Here is a 17542-nt window from a genome sequence, read left to right as displayed (position 1 = left end):
GCGGCCTGCTGCCCGCGGGCGGCCGGGCGATTTCGGGTCAGAAGCGGCCACCTCCTCGGCGCGCGCGTGTGCCGCCGCCTCCGAAGCTACCGGGTCGCATGCCGCCCGACGAGCGGCTCGGGCCGCCGCCGCCCAGCATGCCGCCGAGGCCGCCGCCCGAGCCGGCCGAGGAGCGGCCGCCGCTCAGCACGGAGTTCAGCACGATGCCGCCGAGGACGGCGCCGAGCATGCCGCCGCCGGACTGGCCGCCTTGCTGGCCTCCGCCGAACATGCCACCCATTCCGCCGTCGAACGCGCCGACGTCGTTCTGTGCGAGCTGGATCGCCTGCCCGGCGAGCTGGTCGGCCCGCTGCGCCTGCTGCATCGCCTGCTGCGGGTCGCTCGACTGCAGCGCTTGCGCGCGGGCGAGCGACGCGCCCGCCTCCGCCAGCCGGGTGCGGGCCTGTGCTCCCACCGCACCGCGGCGGGCGGTGATGTAGTCCTCCGCGGCCGACACCTGCGCCTGCGCCTGCATCATCACCTGGCCGACCATCTGGCGCGCGCGCTGCGCCTGGGCCTCGGCATCCCGCACGCCCTGTACGAGTGAGTCGATCTGCGCGTTCGCCGCTTCGAGGCTCTGGAGGGCCGCGAGCGGACGCTTGGCGGTGCCGCTGAGCTGTGCGCGCGCGGCATCGAGCTGCTGCCGCGTCGACGCGATGACGCCGGCGATCCGGCCGTCGGTGTCGGGGAGGGCCGATGCCGCCGCGATGTCGGATTCGAGCTCGGCGACGAGGGCGGTGGCGTTGCGCTCGCCCTCGGCGAGGTCGGACTGGAGCTTGTCGATGGCGTTCTCGAGCAGCGTCGCCTGGCCGACCGCCTCTTCGGCGGCCCGGATCCCGACCGCGGCCTCGCCGCCGTCGCCCGCGCCGATGGCGGCCTGCGCGGCGGTGAGCTGCTCGTCGGCGAACGCGAGGCGCTGCCGTGCCTGCTCGGGGTTGTCGACGACGGTCGCGAGCGCCTCCGGCGCGTACGCCGTCTGCAGGCTCTGCAGCCGGGAGGTCGCCTGGTCGAGGGATGCCTCGGCCTTCGCCTTCGCGTCGTGCACGCGTGCGAGGGCCTCGGGGGCGTTCTGCTCGAGTTTGCGCAGCTCGTCGAAGGCGGCCGCCTTCTCGTCGAGGAGGGCGTTGGAGGCCTCGCAGAGCGCGATGATCCGCTCGTTCCAGGCGCGCGTGTCCTGCTCGGAGTCGGGGATGTGATCGTCGAGTTTCTGCTTGAGCCCGAACGCCTCGTCGAGGCTCTGCTGCGCGGTCGCGAGGGCCGCCTCGAACTCGGTCGTCGCGGCGTCGCCGAACTGCGCCTTCGCGAAGCCGAGCTCCTGCGTGCTCGTCTTGATGGCGTCGTCGGTCTCGACGAGCAGCGACGACGCGCGCCGCTCGAGCTCCTCGATGCTCGGCGGGGGCGGACCCGCCGGTCCGGCGGTCACCGCGCCCTTCTTGCGCCGGCGGAGGAGCATCACCAGCAGCACGATGCCGACGCCGACGACGACGATCACGAGCAGCCACGTGAGCCACCCGCTGCCGCCGGAGTCGGTGGCAGGGGCGCCGGACCCGCCCACGGCGTCGGTCAGACCGTCGGCCGCCGCGTCGACCGCGCCGAGCCAGTCGTCCTGGGCGAGGGCGGGCTGGATCTGCTGCTGCTCGATGGTCGCGAGCTGCTCGTCGCTGACGGGGCCTCCCGGGTCGCCCGACAGGTAGTAGGCGCGGCCCTGGGTCGCGACGGCGAGCAGGTACTGGCTGACGCCGAGGTTATTGTCGTCGGCGGTCTGGTTCGCCCAGTCGGCGGCGTTCGCCGGGTCGGTGAACTCGTCTACGTAGACGACCCAGAGATCGAGGCCGGTGTCGGACTTGAGCTGTTCGAGTCGCGACTGCGCCTCGGAACGCTGTGCGGACGAGAGCACACCCGACTCGTCGAGCACGTACTCCGCGCTCGAGCCGAGCGTGACCGGCGGAGTCGCGAACGCCGCCCCACCGCCGATCGCCGTGACCGCGACCACCGCAGCGGACGCCAGCGCTGCAGCCCAACGCAGTCGCATCGATCCCCCCTCTGGGACTCGGGTTCCCCCTCCCGCGAGTCTATTCAGCCGCGGGGATACGACGATAGCCCACGGCCCCGACGGCGCTTGAGTGTTCGCCGAGAACATGCGCAGGCGCCGCCGATGCGGGTCGCTCCTGCCCTGGGCGCGAGGCTGCGGGTAGCCTTGCCGATCCGGAGGAGGACCATGGACGATCGTTACGGCGCCGATGTGCTGGCCACGGGCTGGAAGGGCCACGGGGTACGGGAGCTGCCGCGGGTGGCGGCATCCCGCGATCTCGTCGTCGAGGTGGCGGACGATGGATTCTGCGGCGCCGTCGTGGGTGCGTCCGGCGGCATGGTCGAGCTCGAGGACCGCCTCGGACGCCGCCGGCTGTTCCCGCTGGGCGCGGGGTTCCTCATCGACGGCAAGCTCGTCGTGCTCGGTCCACCGGCGCCGGCCGCCGCGCCCACCGGCCCGAGACGCACGGCCTCAGGCTCGTTCGCGACCGCCGACTCGCGAGCGCGCGTCGCGCGCGCCAGCCGCATCCTCGTCGAGGGCCGGCACGATGCCGAGCTCGTCGAGAAGGTGTGGGGCGACGACCTGCGCGAGGAGGGCGTCGTCGTCGAGTACCTGCAGGGCATCGATCTGCTGGACGCCATGCTCGACGAGGAGCCGCCGTCGGCCGAGCGCCGCTACGGGGTGCTCGTCGACCACCTCGTGCCCGGCTCGAAGGAGACGCGCATCGCCGACGCGGTCGCCCGGGGCCCCCACGGAAAGCATGTGCTCATCGTCGGCCACCCCTGGATCGACGTGTGGCAGTGCGTCACGCCCCGCGCGGTCGGCATCGAGCGCTGGCCCGAGGTGCCGCGCGGCATCGAGTTCAAGGTGGGCGTGTGCCGCTCTCTCGGCTGGCCCGCCCGCGACCAGGCCGACATCGCCCGGGCCTGGCAGCGCATCCTCGCGTCGGTGAAGACATACCGCGACCTCGAGCCCGCCTTCCTCGGCCGGGTCGAGGAGCTCATCGACTTCGTCACCGTCCCGCGGTAGCCCGTCGGCGTCTCTCGCCCTGGGTAGCCTGGAGGGGTGACGAACCCTGCCACGCCTGCGCCCGACCCCCGCACCTTCCGTGAGAAGCCGGTGTCGTTCGTGCGGCGCAGCGGCCGGATGTCGGACGCCCAGGAGCGCGCCTGGAGCGAACTCGCCCCCCAGTACGTCATCGAGGTGCCCCGCGACCGTGCCGTCACGAGCATCCTGCCGGACTCGGAGATCGATCCCGCCACGGTGTGGGGGCGCGACGCGCCGCTCGTGGTCGAGATCGGATCCGGCCAGGGGCACGCCATCGTGCACGCCGCGACGTCGCACCCCGACACCGACTTCCTCGCGATCGAGGTGTTCCGTGCCGGGCTCGCCCGCACCATGCTCGACGCCGACCGCGCCGGGGCGCGCAACCTGCGCCTCGTCGAGGCGAATGCGCCCGAGGTGCTGCAGCACCTGCTGCCCGAGGCATCCGTCGACGAGCTCTGGATCTTCTTCCCCGACCCGTGGCACAAGAAGAAGCACACCAAGCGGCGCCTCGTCGCCGAGGGCTTCGGCGTGATCGCGGCGCGGGCGTTGAAGGACGGTGGGATGCTGCGCCTTGCGACCGACTGGGAGGACTACGCGCTGCAGATGCGCGGGGTCATGTCGGTCGCGCCCGACTTCGAGGCGAGCTTCGAGGGGGAGTGGGCGCCCCGCTTCGACGGCCGCGTGCTCACGGCGTTCGAGCGCAAGGGAGCGCGCGTGGGACGCGACATCCGAGATCTGTCGTACCGCCGCGTCGCGAGGTCATGACCGGACCCACCGGACCCCTCACCGGCCCGGTCCCGCTGCCGGGACCGGCGCCCGACCCCGCGCGAGAGCCCCCGTCCGCGTCCGGCTCGGCCGCCCCCGCGACGCACCGCGACCCGTGGCGCTTCGTCCGACCGCTCGGGCATCGCGACTTCCGGATGCTGTTCGGCGCCGTGGTGCTGTCGATCTTCGGCGCGGGCATGTGGGCCGTCGTCATGGTCTACACGGTCATCGGCGCGGGCGGGGGGCCGGTCGAGCTCTCGGCGGTCGCGGCGGCGAACGCCATCGGTCTGCTGGCGTGTGCGATCCCCGGCGGCATCGCGGCCGACCGCGTGCCGCGCCGGCTCCTGCTGCGCATCGTCGAGCTCGTGAACCTGCTCGCCATCACCTCGGTCGCCGTCGCGGGTTCGTTCGGCGTCGTGACCATCCCGCATCTCGCGGTCGTGGCCTTCGTGATGGGTGCGGGAGCAGGCTTCTTCTTCCCGGCGTACAGCGCGATCCTGCCGCGCATCCTCCCGCCGGCGCAGCTGCTCGCGGCCAACGGGCTCGAGGGCGCGATCCGACCTGCGCTGCAGCAGGCCGCAGGCCCCGCGGCGGCGGGCCTCATCGTGGCCGCCGTGCTCGCGCCCGCCCATGCCGCGTGGGGCGTCGTCGCCGCGCACGCGCTGGCGTTCGTGCTGCTGCTGTTCGTGCGCCCCGAGCCTCCCGTCGCGCCGGGCGATAAGCACGAGCCTCCGGAGGGCGTGCGGGGCGTGCTCCACGATCTGCGCGAGGCCGTGGGCTTCACGATCCGCACGCCGTGGCTGCTGTGGACGCTCCTGTTCGCCACCGGATGGGTGCTCGTGTTCGTCGGCCCCGAAGAGGTGCTGCTGCCCTTCGTCACCCGAGACCGGGTAGGGGACGACCCGCGGCTGTTCGGCTTCCTCCTCGCGATCTACGGCATAGGCGGCGTGCTCGGCTCGATCGTGGTGTCGTCGATGAAGCTGCCGCGCCGGTACCTCACGGTGATGATGGGCGTGTGGGGCGTCAGCACGCTGCCGTTCGCCATCGTCGGCATCACCCACGAGTACTGGCTGATGGCGCTCTGCCTGTTCCTCGTGGGCTTCGGCTTCAGCTACGGCAACGTCATCTGGGGCACGCTTCTGCAGCGCCGCGTGCCGCGCCACATGCTCGGGCGCATCTCCAGCCTCGACTTCTTCGTGTCGCTCGCGCTCATGCCACTGTCGATGGCGCTCGCCGGACCCCTCGCCGCGGTGGTGCCGATCGAAGCGATCTTCATCGCGGCGGGTGTGATCCCGCTGATCCTCGGCGCGCTGGCGTACGTCGTCGCGCACATGTCGAAGGATGAGATCGAGCACCCCCTCGACCACTGACCCGTCCCGACCCCGACCGACCGGAGCCGCCGAGCATGCCCGCACATCCCGACGCCCCGCCCGCGCCGGCCGTCCGCACCTGGTCCTGGGGGCTCGCGCCGGCCCTCCTCGTCTGCCTCGCTGCGCCGGCGTTCTTCGTCGTGCGGGTGCCGTGGCTCGGGTGGGTGCTGCTGGCCGCGGGCCTTGCGGCCGCGCTGCTGACAGAACGAACCGATACTGCCGCCAGACTGCCTGCGTCGGACTCCGGTCTCCGTCAGCCGTCCCTCCTGCGGGACCTTTCGCTCATCGCCGTCGGCCTGCTCATCGTGAGCGCGATCCCGCTCAAGGCGGAGCTCGACAACCTCGCGATCCTGCGGTTCGCGATCGCCCTCGGCGGCGCGGTCGCCGTGCCCTACGTGATCTCGCGATGGGTGTACCGGGACCGCGCCATCCGGTTCCCGTGGCGTGGCGGTGGCCGGTGGACGCGGTTCCAGTGGACGTGGCTCATCGCCGTGCTGCTGCTCGGCTGGCTGATCCTGCCGTTCTACTTCATCACCTCGGGCGTGTACCACAACTGGCCGGTCGTCGACACCCCGGAGCTCATCGCGCGCCTCTTCGTCGGCGTCGGCGCGGTGGGCATCTGGGACGAGCTCTTCTTCATCTGCACGTGCTTCGCCCTGCTGCGGCGTCACTTCCCGTTCTGGCAGGCGAACATCCTGCAGTCGGTGGTGTTCGTCTCGTTCCTGTGGGAGCTCGGGTACCAGGCGTGGGGCCCGCTGCTCACCATTCCGTTCGCACTGCTGCAGGGTTTCATCTTCATGAAGACGCGGTCGCTCGCGTACGTGGTCACGGTGCACCTGCTGTTCGACGCGGTCGTCTTCCTCGTGCTCGTACACGCGCACAACCCGGGGATGCTCGACTGGCTCTTCTTCGTCTGAGCCCGGCGGGCCGGATCCCTGCCCAGGCCCTGCCCAGCGGGAGCGGCTAGGGTGGTCAGCGGATCCCCGACCGGATCCCCGGACGACGGATCAGTACCCGGTACGCGACAAGACTGGCCAGGAGCACAGTCATGGCGTGGGTCATCCTCATCGTTTCCGGCATCCTCGAGGCCGTGTGGGCCACCGCCCTCGGCAAGACCGAGGGCTTCACGAAGCTCTGGCCGTCGGTGATCTTCGGCGTCGCGCTCGTCGCGAGCATGGGCGGACTCGCCTGGGCGATGCGCGACATCTCCACCGGCACCGCGTACGCGGTGTGGGTCGGCATCGGCGCGTCGCTGACCGTCGCCTACGCGATGATCACCGGCGACGAGGCGTTCTCGTTCGTCAAGATGCTTCTCATCCTCGGCCTGGTCGGCTGCGTCGTCGGCCTCAAGCTCGTCGGCCACGAGTGACCTTCGGGAGACGGATGCTGCGACCCGGCGACCACGCCGGGTCGCAGCATCCCTCTTGATCAGGCCCTGATCATGAGAGCTCGATGAGAGTGCAAGTCGTGGGACTGGCCGTGCCAACGCGGAGTGTGTGAGCATCCCCGCAGGAAGCCGGTGACAGAGGGGTCGCCGGCGGAGAGGCACGACCATGCCCATGAGAACCAGGCGCGCCTGGGTTGTCGCTACCGCGACCGCCCTCGTCGCCACCGTCGCTCTCGCAAGTCCCGCGTACGCGGCACCGAACAACAACTCGGTGAAGAAGATCACGAAAGCCGTGACGCTCGACGCCGTCTTGAACCATCTCGAGGCGTTCCAGGCGATCGCCGACCAGTACGGCGACCGTGCCGCCGGACGCCCGGGGTACAGGGCATCCGTCGACTACGTCGTGAGCCAGCTCACCGCCGCCGGGTACACGCCCGAGGTGCAGCCGTTCGAGTTCGACTACTTCGAGGAGAACAGCGAGCTCATCCGCGTGTCGCCGAACCCCACCTCGTTCGTGGACGAGTCGGACTTCCTCCGCAACAACTTCGACACCGGCAGTCCCAAGGGCACCGCGACCGGGCCGCTCGTGCCCGTCGGTGTCGTCTACCCGTCCGAGGCGCTCCCGCCGAACAGCAACACCAGCGGATGCGAGTCGGCGGACTTCGCCGGCTTCCCGACGGGCGGCATCGCCCTGGTCCAGCGCGGGACGTGCGGATTCGCGGTCAAGGTCCTCAACGCGCAGGCGGCGGGTGCCGCCGGCGTGATCGTCATGAACGAGGGGCAAGCGGGCCGCACCGGCCTCGTCGGCATGATCGGCGACGCCACCGGGCTCACCATCCCCGCGGTGTTCGCGACCTCGGCCACGGGTGCGAACCTGCTGTCGGTGCCGAACTCGATCGTCACCGTGACAGTCGACTACGAGGCCGACACGCGCACCGCGTGGAACGTGCTCGCCGAGACCAAGGCCGGCAACGACGCCAACACCGTCATGGCCGGCGCTCACCTGGACAGCGTCCAGGACGGTCCGGGCATCAACGACAACGGCTCGGGCAGCGCTGCGCTGCTGGAGACCGCCATCCAGATGCAGAAGACCAAGCCCAACAACACGGTGCGGTTCGCCTGGTGGGGCGCCGAGGAGAGCGGACTACTCGGTTCGGAGCACTACGTCGGGGCTCTGTCGGATGAGGAAGCGGGCGACATCGCGCTCTACCTCAACTTCGACATGATCGGCTCGCCGAATTACTTCCAGGGCGTCTACGACGGCGACAACTCCAGTGGGACGGCCGCACCCGGCTTCATCCCGGAGGGATCCGCCCAGATCGAGGACGTCTTCGAGCAGTACTACACGAGCGTCGGAGAGCCGTTCCAGGACACCGAGTTCTCGGGCCGCAGCGACTACGGACCCTTCATCGCCGTGGGCATCCCCGCGGGCGGTCTGTTCACCGGTGCGGAGGGGGTCAAGACCGCCCAGCAGGCGGCGATCTTCGGCGGCACGGCCGGCGTCGCGTTCGACTCGTGCTACCACGCTCCCTGCGATGACATCGGCAACCTCAACGCGCACGCGCTCGACGTGAACTCCGACGCGGTCGCCGCGTCGATCATGACGTTCGCGTTCGACACGTCGAGCGTCAACGGCGTCCGCGCTCCGGGCAAGTCGCACGGTGCGGGCAAGAGCATGGACGCGTTCACGGACGACGCCACGCAGTGATCGAGGGGATGCTGCGCCCCGGCGACCGCGCCGGGGCGCAGCATCCCTCACCCTCAACCTCATGTCGAGATGACTTCTTCGTGAACTCTTGACGACCGGGTTCACGAGGAGGACATTCGATCTTGCGAAGAGAAAACAGAGACGTAAGGCCCGAAAGGACCCGGAACACAGAAACCCCTTCGCATTGACGATCCCCCCGGCGCTTCGGCACCGAGGGGATCATCGTTTTGCGCCCGGCGTCGTCGGGGCCTCTCGTTCGAAGCCGGGGCCCCGGCGAGGCTCGCGCGACGCGAGCACCCCGCTCGTATCCTGACGACGTGGATTTCAGCCAGTTCCTGAGCACGCCGATCACGTGGTGGCAGGTGCTGTGGGCGATCCTCGCCCTGCTCGCCGGGTGGATCGCCTCGCGCATCGCGAAGCGGGCCGTCACCGACCTCATGGGCCACGTGCCCACGGCGACGCCGGCCGCGACGCGGTTCGCCGCGCGTTTCGCCCAGTACACACTGCTGCTGCTCGGCTTCGGGATCGCCCTGGCGTTCCTCGGGGCCAATGTGCAGCCGGTGCTGGCCGTCGTGATCGTGCTGGTCGTCGTCGCGGCGCTGGTGCTGAGGGGCGTCGCCGACAACTTCGCCGCGAGCGTGCTCATCGCCACCCGCAAGCCTGTGGTGCTCGGAGAGGAGATCACGGTCGAGGGACCGGACGGCAACCCCATCACCGGCACCGTCATCGAACTCAACTCCCGCGCCGTGGTCTTCACCACACCCGACGGGCGCACCGCGCACGTGCCGAACTCGAAGCTCCTCGCCGAGACCCTCGTCAACAACTCGCGCCACGGCGGCAGACGCAGCGAAGTGCAGGTGCGCGTCGAGCGCGCCGGCGCCGGGGTCGACGTGGTCGTCGAGGCGCTCGCCGAGTCCGCCGCCGCTGCCGAGGGTGTGCTCGCCGATCCGGCGGTCGGCGTGCTGGTCACCGCCGTCTCCGCCACCCGGATCACCGGGCGCGTGCAGTTCTGGCACGATCCCGCGCGAGGTCTTTCCGTCACGTCGGGGGTGGTCGCCGCGCTCACCGCGGGACTGGCGCGGCGCGGGTGGTCGGCAACCGTCACGAGCGAAGCGGTCGTGCCGCCCCTCGTGCCCGGCGATCCCGTCTGACGCCGCTCGATCGTGCCAAGGTGGACACGACTGTGTCCCCACGTATCCAGGAGCAGGAATGCAGCGTCCCCTCGCCGGACTGACCAGGCGGAACCTCGTCACAGAGCTCACCGCGGGCGTCACCCTCCTCGCGATCGCGATCCCGCTCAACATCGGCTACGCACAGATCGCCGGGCTGCCCGCGACCGCCGGCCTGTACGCCCTCATCGTGCCGACGATCGTCTACGCGCTCGTGGTGTCGTCGCGTCAGCTCGTGGCGTCGCCGGATGCCGCGGCAGCCGCCCTCGTCGCCTCGTCGATCGGCGGGCTCGCGACCGCCGGCAGCGCGGACTACGCAACCCTGGCGCTCGCCCAGGCGATCATCTGCGGCATCATGTTCGTCCTGATGGCGGTCTTCAAGCTCGGCTTCCTCGCGAACTTCCTCTCGAAGCCGATCCTCATCGGGTTCGTCGGCGGTCTCGCGCTCGACATCCTCGTCAGCCAGATCGCCAAGATGCTGGGCGTCAAGATCGACTCGGGCGGCGAGTTCGTCGACAAGGTCTACGGACTGGTGTCGAACCTCGAGACGATCAACGCGTGGTCGCTCGCGATCTCGGCGGTGTCGGTGGCGGTCCTGCTCCTCGGCGCAAGGTTCCTGAAGACGGTGCCGTGGGCGCTCGTCGTGCTCATCCTGTCGACGCTGCTCGTCGTGCTGACGGGGCTCGACAAGCAGGGCGTCGACGTCCTGGGTGAGGTGCCCGCGGGGCCGCCCACGCTCACGTGGCCCGTCATCGACTGGCAGATGTGGATGGCGCTGATCCCGTCGGCGATCGCGCTGACGCTCGTCACCACGGCCGAGGGTCTCCTCGTCTCGCGGTCGTATGGCGAGAAGCACGGCTACCCGTTCCACGCCAACCGCGACCTCCTCGCCTTCGGCCTCGGCAACATCGCCGCCGGCACGCAGGGGAGCTTCTCGATGGGCTCGTCCACGTCGCGCACTGCGGCGATGGACCAGGCGGGCTCCCGCACCCAGCTTCCGTCGCTCGTGCTCGCCGTCGGCACGCTGCTGCTCCTGCTCTTCGGCACGGCGCTGCTCGCCGACATCCCATCGCCCGCCATCGGCGCCGTCGTCGGCGTCGCGATCCTGCCCCTGCTCGGTGTCCGGGAGTTCCGGCAGCTGTGGCGTCAGGATCGCTTCGAGTTCGCGATCGGCGCCGTGTGCTTCCTCGTGACGCTGTTCGTCGGCGCGATCCCTGGCATCGTCGTGGCGTTCGTGCTCGCCCTCATCAACCTGGCCAAGCGCGCGGCGAACCCCGCGATCGACGTCCTCGCCGCCGACGACGACGCGAAGCAGTCGCTTCTCGAGGACGCGGCGGCCGGTGCGACGACCGCGCCCGGCGTCGTCGTGGTGCGGATGGCGGCGCCGCTGTTCTTCGCGAACGGCACCGTGTTCTCGGCCGCCGTGAAGCGCGCGGTGACCGAGGCGGACGAGCCGGTGAAGCACGTCGTCATCGACATGGAAGCGGTGACCGATATCGATGTGACAGGCGCCGAGGCGTTCGCGTCGCTCGAGGAGTGGCTCGACGAGCAGGGCGTGAGCCTGGCGTTCAGCCGGGTGCGGGTCCCTACGAGGGCGCGCCTCGACGAGCTCGGGCTGCTGTCGGGGCAGACCGTGTTCTCGACCAACCGCGAGGCCGTGGCGGCGCTGGAAGCTTCCACCTCGCAGAACTGAAGATCCCGGCCGCCGGGGCCGGACGAAAGGAACAGAATCATGCAGCAGCGCGAACCGGAAGCATCCATCCGAGAGGCGCAGGCGGCGGCCCTCGCCGCACTGCCGTTCGACGATGTCGATGACTTCGCCGCGGCGGATCGTGGATTCATCGGGACGCTCGACGATCCCAAGATCCGCAACGACAAGGGCGAGGTGGTGTGGGATGCCTCGACCTACGACTTCGTCGAGGGCGACGCGCCGGACTCGGTGAACCCGAGCCTGTGGCGGCAGTCGAAGCTCGTCGCGAAGCACGGACTGTTCGAGGTCGTGCCAGGGCTGTACCAGGTGCGCGGGCTGGATCTCTCGGTGATGTCGATCATCGAGGGCGACACCGGCGTGATCGTCGTCGATCCGCTGATCTCGGTCGAGACGGCGGCGGCGGCGATGGCGCTCTATCGTGCGCACCGGGGTGACCGGCCCATTCACGCGGTGATCCACTCGCACAGTCACATCGATCACTTCGGCGGCGTCCTCGGGATCGTCAGCCAGGCCGACATCGCGGCCGGCACGGTGCAGATCGTCGTGCCGGAGGGATTCCTCGAGCACTCGGTCGCCGAGAACGTGTACGCGGGAACGGCCATGGCGCGCCGCGCCGGCTACATGTACGGCGCGGCGCTCGAGCGCGGCCCGAAGGGGCAGGTGGGCGCCGGACTCGGGCAGACCACCTCGACCGGGAACCCCACGATCCTCCCGCCGACCCTCGAGGTGACGACGACCGGCGAGACGCACACGATCGACGGCGTCGAGTTCGAGTTCCAGATGGCGCCCGGCACCGAGGCGCCCTCCGAGATGCACTTCTACCTGCCGCGGTACCGCGCGCTGTGCATGGCCGAGAACGCCACCCACACGCTCCACAACCTGCTGACGCTCCGTGGCGCCGTGGTGCGCGACCCGCACGTGTGGTCCCAGTACCTGACCGAGGCCATCGAGCGGTACGGCGACGAGGTCGAGGTGGTGTTCGCATCCCACCACTGGCCGACGTGGGGCAACGACGAGATCCGGGCGTTCCTCGCGATCCAGCGCGACCTCTACGGCTACCTCCACGACCAGACGCTGCGCCTGCTGAACCAGGGCTACAACGGCGCCGAGATCGCCGAGATGATCGAGCTGCCGCCGGCGCTCCAAGCGTCGTGGAGCACGCACGGCTACTACGGCTCGGTCAGTCACAACGTGAAGGCGATCTACCAGCGCTACATGGGCTGGTTCGACGGCAACCCGGCGCGCCTGTGGCCCCACCCGCCGCAGGCGCTCGCCGAGCGATATGTCGCGGCGATCGGCGGAGTCGACCGGGTCGTCGAGCTCGCTCAGGAGGCGTTCGACACGGGCGACTACCGCTGGGCGGCGACGCTGCTCGACCACGCGGTGTTCGCCGACGCCGACCACGAAACGGCGCGCGTCCTGTACGCCGACACTCTCGAGCAGCTGGCATACGGCGCCGAGAACGGCACGTGGCGCAACTTCTTCCTGTCGGGTGCGACCGAGCTGCGCGAGGGCAGCTTCGGCACTCCGACGCAGACGGCCGCGCCGCTGATCATCGCCCAGCTCACGCCGGAGCAGCTCTTCGACGCGGTCGCCATCCGCGTGAACGGCCCGAAGGCGTGGGATCTGGACCTGTCGCTCGACGTGGTGCTGACCGACCTCGACCGCAGCTTCCACCTGACGCTGCGCAACGGAGTGCTGGTCTACGTCGAGCGCGACGCCGACCCCGCGACGCCGCTTCAGCTGACGCTGTCCAAGCCGCGTCTGATCCAGCTCGCCGGGGGCGACACGGACTCGGACGGCATCGAGGTGCGCGGTGACGGCGGGGTGCTGCGACAGATCCTCGGTGTGCTCGACCAGGGCGACCCGGATTTCGAGATCGTGCTGCCCTGATCGAGTCCCACCCATCGCCGGCGCCGCTCCCTGCGGCGCCGGCGAACGGCTGTGAGGGGCGCATGCGCGAGCAGTGGTGTCCGGATCTGCGACGTCACGGGCTCGACACCGACGACTCGTGATGCGGTGCTCCGACCGGCTTCGACTCGCTCGGGCCGCGCTGCCGCAGGCGGACGATCCGCGTGGCTCTGCCAAGTTCTCGAGCTTTCTCCGCCACCTTTGCACGCGGGACTCTCGATCGTCGTCGCGCCCACTTCCGGTCAGTGAGACTCGTGGGAACGGCTGAGTGCAAAGGAACCTCGATGATCACTGTTCATCTTCGCTACGAGATCGATCCCGACAAGCTCGACGACTTCACCGAGTACGGCCGCACCTGGATCCGACTCGTCGACAAGCTCGGCGGCACGCACCACGGCTATTTCATGCCCAGCGAGGGCGACAGCGACGAAGCGTTCGCGTTGTTCACTTTTCCGTCGCTCGCCGAGTATGAGGTCTACCGGAACGCCTCGAAATCGGATCCGGAGTGCCAGGAGGCGTTCGAGCTCGCGCGAGCCACCGGGTGCATCCGTCGCTACGAGCGCCGCTTCCTCTCGCCCGTCTTCTCTTGATCGTCGGCGGCCTCCTCGTTGCGTGCGAACCCGCAGCCGTGCAGGGTGGCAGAGGATCACGGAAGGTGCGAGGGATCGGCCCGGGCGCACCCGGCCCGCGGGACATGGAGGTAGCGAGTGAAAGCGATCGTCGCGACGGATCGGTCCGCGGAGGCGGCCGGCATCACGCTGATAGACGTGCCGGAGCCGGCGCCCGCGATAAATGACGTGGTGGTCGAGGTGCACGCGTCCGGATTCGTGCCGGCGGAGTGGGAGTGGTCCTCGACATGGGTTGATCGATCGGGCAAGGCGCGGGCCCAGCCGATCATCGGTCACGAGTTCGCCGGGGTGGTCACAGCGCTCGGCTACGGCACGACGGGCCTCTCGGTCGGACAGCGGGTGTTCGGCATCACGGACTGGCATCGCGACGGCACCCTGGCCGAGTACGCGGCCGTCGAGTCGCGCAACCTCGCTCCGCTACCGGGGGACGTCGCCTTCACCGTCGGGGCCGGCCTCCCGATCTCCGGGCTGACGGCGTGGCAGGGCCTCTTCCCGCACGGACGACTCCAGCCCGGCCAGACGATCCTCGCCCACGGCGCCGCCGGTGCCGTCGGAGCATTCGTCACACAGCTCGCACGCGAGTTCGGCGCCTACGTCATCGGTACCGGGCGCGGAAAGGACCGACAGTCGGCGCTCGACCTCGGCGCCCACGAGTTCCTCGATCTGGACACCGAGGACCTCGCCGACGTCGGTGGGGTCGACGTCGTCTTCGACGTCATCGGCGGAGAGGTCCAGGAGAAGTCCGCCCGCCTCATCCGCCCCGGCGGGACGCTGGTGTCCGTCGTAGGCCCCGTGGAGGCTCGTCCGGTCGACGGGCGCGCCATCGACTTCGTCGTGGAATCCATCCCCGAGCAACTGACCCAGATCGCCCGACGGGTGCGCGACGGTCGCCTGCGCCCACACATCGGCACGCTCGCCTCGCTCGACGACGCCGTCACGGCACTCCACCCCACCACCCGCCGACACGGCAAGACGGTCATCCGTCTGCGCGCGTGAAGCCCGGCCCCAGCCGTTGTGGTTGTGCGCGCGGACGAGGACGCACCTGCCGCTGCCGTCGGCGAGGGGCGCCGTCCACGGCTCCACGCCGCCGACGCCCGGAAACCCCTGGATCAGGTCGGACCGGCGCTGCTCTGGCCGGGCGGGGTACTCTTCCTAGAAGGGCACCGAGACCCCGCGCCTGGTCATTCTGAGATGAACGGTGGCGCAAGCGATGTCCACAACACCCGACGATCAGCCGGGCGATGCCTTCGTGATCGCCGCGGCCGCGCTCATTGCCGGCGACGACAACCTGTGCTCTCCGTTGCGAGCCGCTGTCTCGATGCCCGGCGCGGTGGTCTCCACGCTCGGCTCACCGATGGGCTCCGAAACAGTGTGCGCCAGCACGAAGCTCGGCGCGCGGATCGACGAGATCCAGATCGACCTCGGCGAGGGGCCGTCCTGGGAAGCCCTGCGCACAAGGCTTCCCGTCGCCGCGTCCGACCTCCAGGTCGACGGCGGGGCGCTGTGGCCCGGCACGTGGGCAGCCCTCCGAGAGCTCGACGTGGGGGCGCTCTTCGCCTTCCCCCTGTTCGTCAGCACGCTCGGAATCGGCTCCATCGCCCTCTACTCGATGACCGCGCGCGAGCTGTCCGATGCCGACATCGAACGGATGAGTCGCCTGGCGGCCATCGTCTCCAGCACTCTGCTCAGGAGGGCGCTGAGCCGTGTCGACACGCCGGACGACGGCGCGGAGGACGAGCCGTACTCCCGACGTGAGGTGCACCAGGCGACCGGAATGGTCGCAGCGAGGAACAGGATCGGCGTGGACGATGCCCTCCTGCTCCTCCGCGGCCACGCGTTCGCCGCGGGGCGTCCGGTGCGCGACGTCGCGACGGATGTCATCGCACGGCGGCTCGACCTGAGCCTGTGACCCAAGGCTTAGGATGACGGCATGACGGCGCTCACCCGCGAGCATCAGCTGCTGGGAACCTTCGTCATCCTGGCGGACTCCCTGGTCGACGACTTCGACGTCGTCGACGTGCTCCAGCGACTCGTCGACGACTGCATCTCGCTCTTCGACGCGTCGGCTGCCGGCATCCTGCTGCTCAGCCCGTCGAACCGGCTCGAGGTGATCGCCTCGACCAGCGAGCGAAGCGAACTCGTCGAGCTGATGCAGCTGCGCGTCGGTGCCGGCCCGTGCGTCGAGGCAGCGACAGCGGGTGAGGTCGTCTCTGTCGACGACATCGACCAGATCGCCCATCGTTGGCCTGCGTTCGCCGCTGATGCGCGCGCCTCCGGGTTTTCGTCGATCCATGCGATTCCGCTGCGGCTGCGGGATTCGACACTAGGATCGCTGAACCTCTTCCGCGATGAGGCCGGGCCGCTGAACGCGGCAGATGCGGCTGCGGCGCAGGCACTGGCCGATATCGCCACCATCAGCATTCTGCAGCAGCGGTTGGTCGAGGAGTCCGAGCTCGCACAGGCTCAGCTTCAGCGCGCGCTGGACAGTCGTGTGGTGATCGAGCAGGCCAAGGGATACCTCGCTCAGATGCTGGACATCGACATGGATGAGGCGTTCGCGCGCATCCGGAGACACGCCCGCTCCACCCAGACGCGCATCGGCGCCGTCGCGCGCGATGTCATCGACGGACGCCTGTTGCTCTGATCGCCCCGTTCGCGGCGGGCCGGGTTGGGCTAGACAGCTTGCCGCTGCTGGAGCAGCGGGCACTCGAAGGGATCGCGCTCGCCGAGTCCGACCTTGTTGATGTAGCGGACGACGATTCCGTAAGACTGCCAGAGGCCCGTCTCGGTGTACTGCACGCCGTGTTCCACGCAGAATGCCCGGATCACTCCCGACGCACGGCGCAGGTGCGGTCGGGGCATCGACGGGAACAGGTGATGCTCGATCTGGTAGTTGAGTCCTCCCATTGCCGTGTCGAGCAGCCGGCTGCCACGGATGTTGCGGCTCATCAGCACCTGGCGATGGAGGAAGTCGACCTTGACGTCGGCTGGGACGAGCGGCATCCCCTTGTGATTCGGGGCGAACGCCATCCCCATGTAGACGCCGAACAGGCCGAGCTGGACGCCGAGGAAGGCGAACGCGATGGCGGGGGACAGCACGAGGAAGACCAGCACGACGAACCCGATGATCCGCACCGCGAGGAAGGTGATCTCGATCGGGCGGTGTCTGAGCTGCTCGCGCGCGAACACCCGTCGCACGCTCGATGCGTGCAGCGAGAGGCCCTCGAGCACGAGGATCGGGAAGAACAGCACCCCTTGATGTGCGATCAGCCAGCGCAGTGGCCCACTTCGACTCGCGCGCCGACGGTCCGCCTGCTCCGGGGTGAACGCGATGACCGGGAGTTCGATATCGGGGTCGCTGCCGATCTTGTTGGGGTTGGCATGATGCCGCGTGTGCTTGTGCTGCCACCAGCCATAGCTCATGCCCACGAGAAGGTTCCCGAGGACGAGGCTGGTCCAGTCGTTCCACCGGCCGGACCGGAAGATCTGGCGATGCGCGGCGTCATGTCCGAGCATCGCGACCTGTGTGAGCAGGACCGCGAGGACGGCGCCGGTGACCAGCTGCCACCAGGTGTCGCCGAGGAGCACGAAGACGACGAGCATGCCGGCGACGGCCATCGGCGCGGCAATGAGCTTGGTCCAGTAGTACCCGTAGCGGCGCCGCATGAGGCCGCTTCCGGTCACCATCTTCGACAGCTCGGTGTAGAGATTCGGCGCCTTCGGCGTCGTGGATCGCACGCTGGAGGCGATCGACCCGGGAGTGTTGATGGCCAT

15 protein-coding genes and 1 riboswitch are annotated in these 17542 nt (G+C 69.8%); of the genes, 13 read left to right on the top strand and 2 right to left on the bottom strand.

Annotation, left to right across the window (positions count from 1 at the left end):
- Positions 1-37: 37 nt before the first annotated feature.
- Positions 38-2071 carry a TPM domain-containing protein gene (locus tag ACFC1K_RS08030; RefSeq protein ID WP_375871198.1) on the bottom strand — a complete coding sequence of 678 codons (2034 nt, stop codon included), beginning with the start codon at positions 2069-2071 and terminating at the stop codon, positions 38-40.
- 186 nt (positions 2072-2257) lie between these two features.
- Between ACFC1K_RS08030 and ACFC1K_RS08025 the strand changes: the two genes are divergently transcribed.
- From ACFC1K_RS08025 to ACFC1K_RS07965, 13 genes are all read left to right on the top strand, one after another.
- Entirely contained in the window at positions 2258-3100 is an 843-nt protein-coding gene (locus tag ACFC1K_RS08025; RefSeq protein WP_375871197.1) for a DUF3097 family protein, read from the top strand.
- Between the two features lie 117 nt (positions 3101-3217).
- Positions 3218-3883, top strand: a complete 666-nt coding sequence (gene trmB, locus ACFC1K_RS08020) for a tRNA (guanosine(46)-N7)-methyltransferase TrmB (RefSeq protein ID WP_375871800.1) — start codon at positions 3218-3220, stop codon at positions 3881-3883.
- On the top strand, positions 3880-5253 hold the full coding sequence (locus ACFC1K_RS08015; protein ID WP_375871196.1) for an MFS transporter: 1374 nt from the start codon (positions 3880-3882) through the stop codon (positions 5251-5253). Before trmB ends, ACFC1K_RS08015 begins: the two co-directional genes overlap by 4 nt.
- A gap of 35 nt (positions 5254-5288) precedes the next feature.
- A complete protein-coding gene (locus ACFC1K_RS08010; RefSeq protein ID WP_375871195.1) occupies positions 5289-6170 on the top strand; it encodes a type II CAAX prenyl endopeptidase Rce1 family protein in 882 nt (293 codons plus the stop codon).
- A gap of 57 nt (positions 6171-6227) precedes the next feature.
- A riboswitch (guanidine-III (ykkC-III) riboswitch) is annotated at positions 6228-6292 on the top strand.
- A gap of 9 nt (positions 6293-6301) precedes the next feature.
- A complete protein-coding gene (locus ACFC1K_RS08005; RefSeq protein ID WP_056370360.1) occupies positions 6302-6622 on the top strand; it encodes a multidrug efflux SMR transporter in 321 nt (106 codons plus the stop codon).
- Positions 6623-6806: 184 nt separating this feature from the next.
- On the top strand, positions 6807-8348 hold the full coding sequence (locus ACFC1K_RS08000) for a M20/M25/M40 family metallo-hydrolase (RefSeq protein ID WP_375871194.1): 1542 nt from the start codon (positions 6807-6809) through the stop codon (positions 8346-8348).
- A gap of 317 nt (positions 8349-8665) precedes the next feature.
- Positions 8666-9499: a mechanosensitive ion channel family protein gene (locus tag ACFC1K_RS07995; protein WP_310289513.1), complete on the top strand. Its 834-nt coding sequence runs from the start codon at positions 8666-8668 to the stop codon at positions 9497-9499.
- A gap of 58 nt (positions 9500-9557) precedes the next feature.
- Positions 9558-11210, top strand: coding sequence for a SulP family inorganic anion transporter (locus ACFC1K_RS07990; RefSeq protein ID WP_375871193.1), 1653 nt, complete (start codon positions 9558-9560; stop codon positions 11208-11210).
- A 39-nt stretch (positions 11211-11249) separates the two neighbouring features.
- Positions 11250-13121, top strand: a complete 1872-nt coding sequence (locus ACFC1K_RS07985) for an alkyl/aryl-sulfatase (RefSeq protein ID WP_375871192.1) — start codon at positions 11250-11252, stop codon at positions 13119-13121.
- 302 nt (positions 13122-13423) lie between these two features.
- Positions 13424-13729: an NIPSNAP family protein gene (locus tag ACFC1K_RS07980; RefSeq protein ID WP_310289518.1), complete on the top strand. Its 306-nt coding sequence runs from the start codon at positions 13424-13426 to the stop codon at positions 13727-13729.
- Positions 13730-13846: 117 nt separating this feature from the next.
- The gene (locus ACFC1K_RS07975; RefSeq protein WP_375871191.1) at positions 13847-14764 is read left to right on the top strand and encodes an NADP-dependent oxidoreductase; all 918 of its coding nucleotides are present in this window, start codon (positions 13847-13849) and stop codon (positions 14762-14764) included.
- Positions 14765-14978: 214 nt separating this feature from the next.
- Positions 14979-15677, top strand: coding sequence for a GAF and ANTAR domain-containing protein (locus ACFC1K_RS07970; protein ID WP_375871190.1), 699 nt, complete (start codon positions 14979-14981; stop codon positions 15675-15677).
- A 21-nt stretch (positions 15678-15698) separates the two neighbouring features.
- On the top strand, positions 15699-16412 hold the full coding sequence (locus ACFC1K_RS07965) for an ANTAR domain-containing protein (RefSeq protein ID WP_375871189.1): 714 nt from the start codon (positions 15699-15701) through the stop codon (positions 16410-16412).
- A 29-nt stretch (positions 16413-16441) separates the two neighbouring features.
- Here the strand turns inward: ACFC1K_RS07965 and ACFC1K_RS07960 are convergent, their stop codons facing one another.
- Positions 16442-17542, bottom strand: coding sequence for a fatty acid desaturase family protein (locus ACFC1K_RS07960; protein ID WP_375871188.1), 1101 nt, complete (start codon positions 17540-17542; stop codon positions 16442-16444).

It is taken from the genome of Microbacterium sp. NPDC056057, assembly GCF_042266945.1.
Lineage (GTDB): Bacteria > Actinomycetota > Actinomycetes > Actinomycetales > Microbacteriaceae > Microbacterium > Microbacterium trichothecenolyticum_C.
This window is presented reverse-complemented; position numbering and strand designations above follow the sequence as displayed.

Coding starts and splice junctions, on each gene's coding strand:
- ACFC1K_RS08030 (WP_375871198.1), bottom strand. CDS start 2,071: ATGCGACTGCGTTGGGCTGCAGCGCTGGCGTCCGCTGCGGTGGTCGCG.
- ACFC1K_RS08025 (WP_375871197.1), top strand. CDS start 2,258: ATGGACGATCGTTACGGCGCCGATGTGCTGGCCACGGGCTGGAAGGGC.
- trmB (WP_375871800.1), top strand. CDS start 3,218: ATGTCGGACGCCCAGGAGCGCGCCTGGAGCGAACTCGCCCCCCAGTAC.
- ACFC1K_RS08015 (WP_375871196.1), top strand. CDS start 3,880: ATGACCGGACCCACCGGACCCCTCACCGGCCCGGTCCCGCTGCCGGGA.
- ACFC1K_RS08010 (WP_375871195.1), top strand. CDS start 5,289: ATGCCCGCACATCCCGACGCCCCGCCCGCGCCGGCCGTCCGCACCTGG.
- ACFC1K_RS08005 (WP_056370360.1), top strand. CDS start 6,302: ATGGCGTGGGTCATCCTCATCGTTTCCGGCATCCTCGAGGCCGTGTGG.
- ACFC1K_RS08000 (WP_375871194.1), top strand. CDS start 6,807: ATGCCCATGAGAACCAGGCGCGCCTGGGTTGTCGCTACCGCGACCGCC.
- ACFC1K_RS07990 (WP_375871193.1), top strand. CDS start 9,558: ATGCAGCGTCCCCTCGCCGGACTGACCAGGCGGAACCTCGTCACAGAG.
- ACFC1K_RS07985 (WP_375871192.1), top strand. CDS start 11,250: ATGCAGCAGCGCGAACCGGAAGCATCCATCCGAGAGGCGCAGGCGGCG.
- ACFC1K_RS07980 (WP_310289518.1), top strand. CDS start 13,424: ATGATCACTGTTCATCTTCGCTACGAGATCGATCCCGACAAGCTCGAC.
- ACFC1K_RS07970 (WP_375871190.1), top strand. CDS start 14,979: ATGTCCACAACACCCGACGATCAGCCGGGCGATGCCTTCGTGATCGCC.
- ACFC1K_RS07965 (WP_375871189.1), top strand. CDS start 15,699: ATGACGGCGCTCACCCGCGAGCATCAGCTGCTGGGAACCTTCGTCATC.
- ACFC1K_RS07960 (WP_375871188.1), bottom strand. CDS start 17,542: ATGGCCATCAACACTCCCGGGTCGATCGCCTCCAGCGTGCGATCCACG.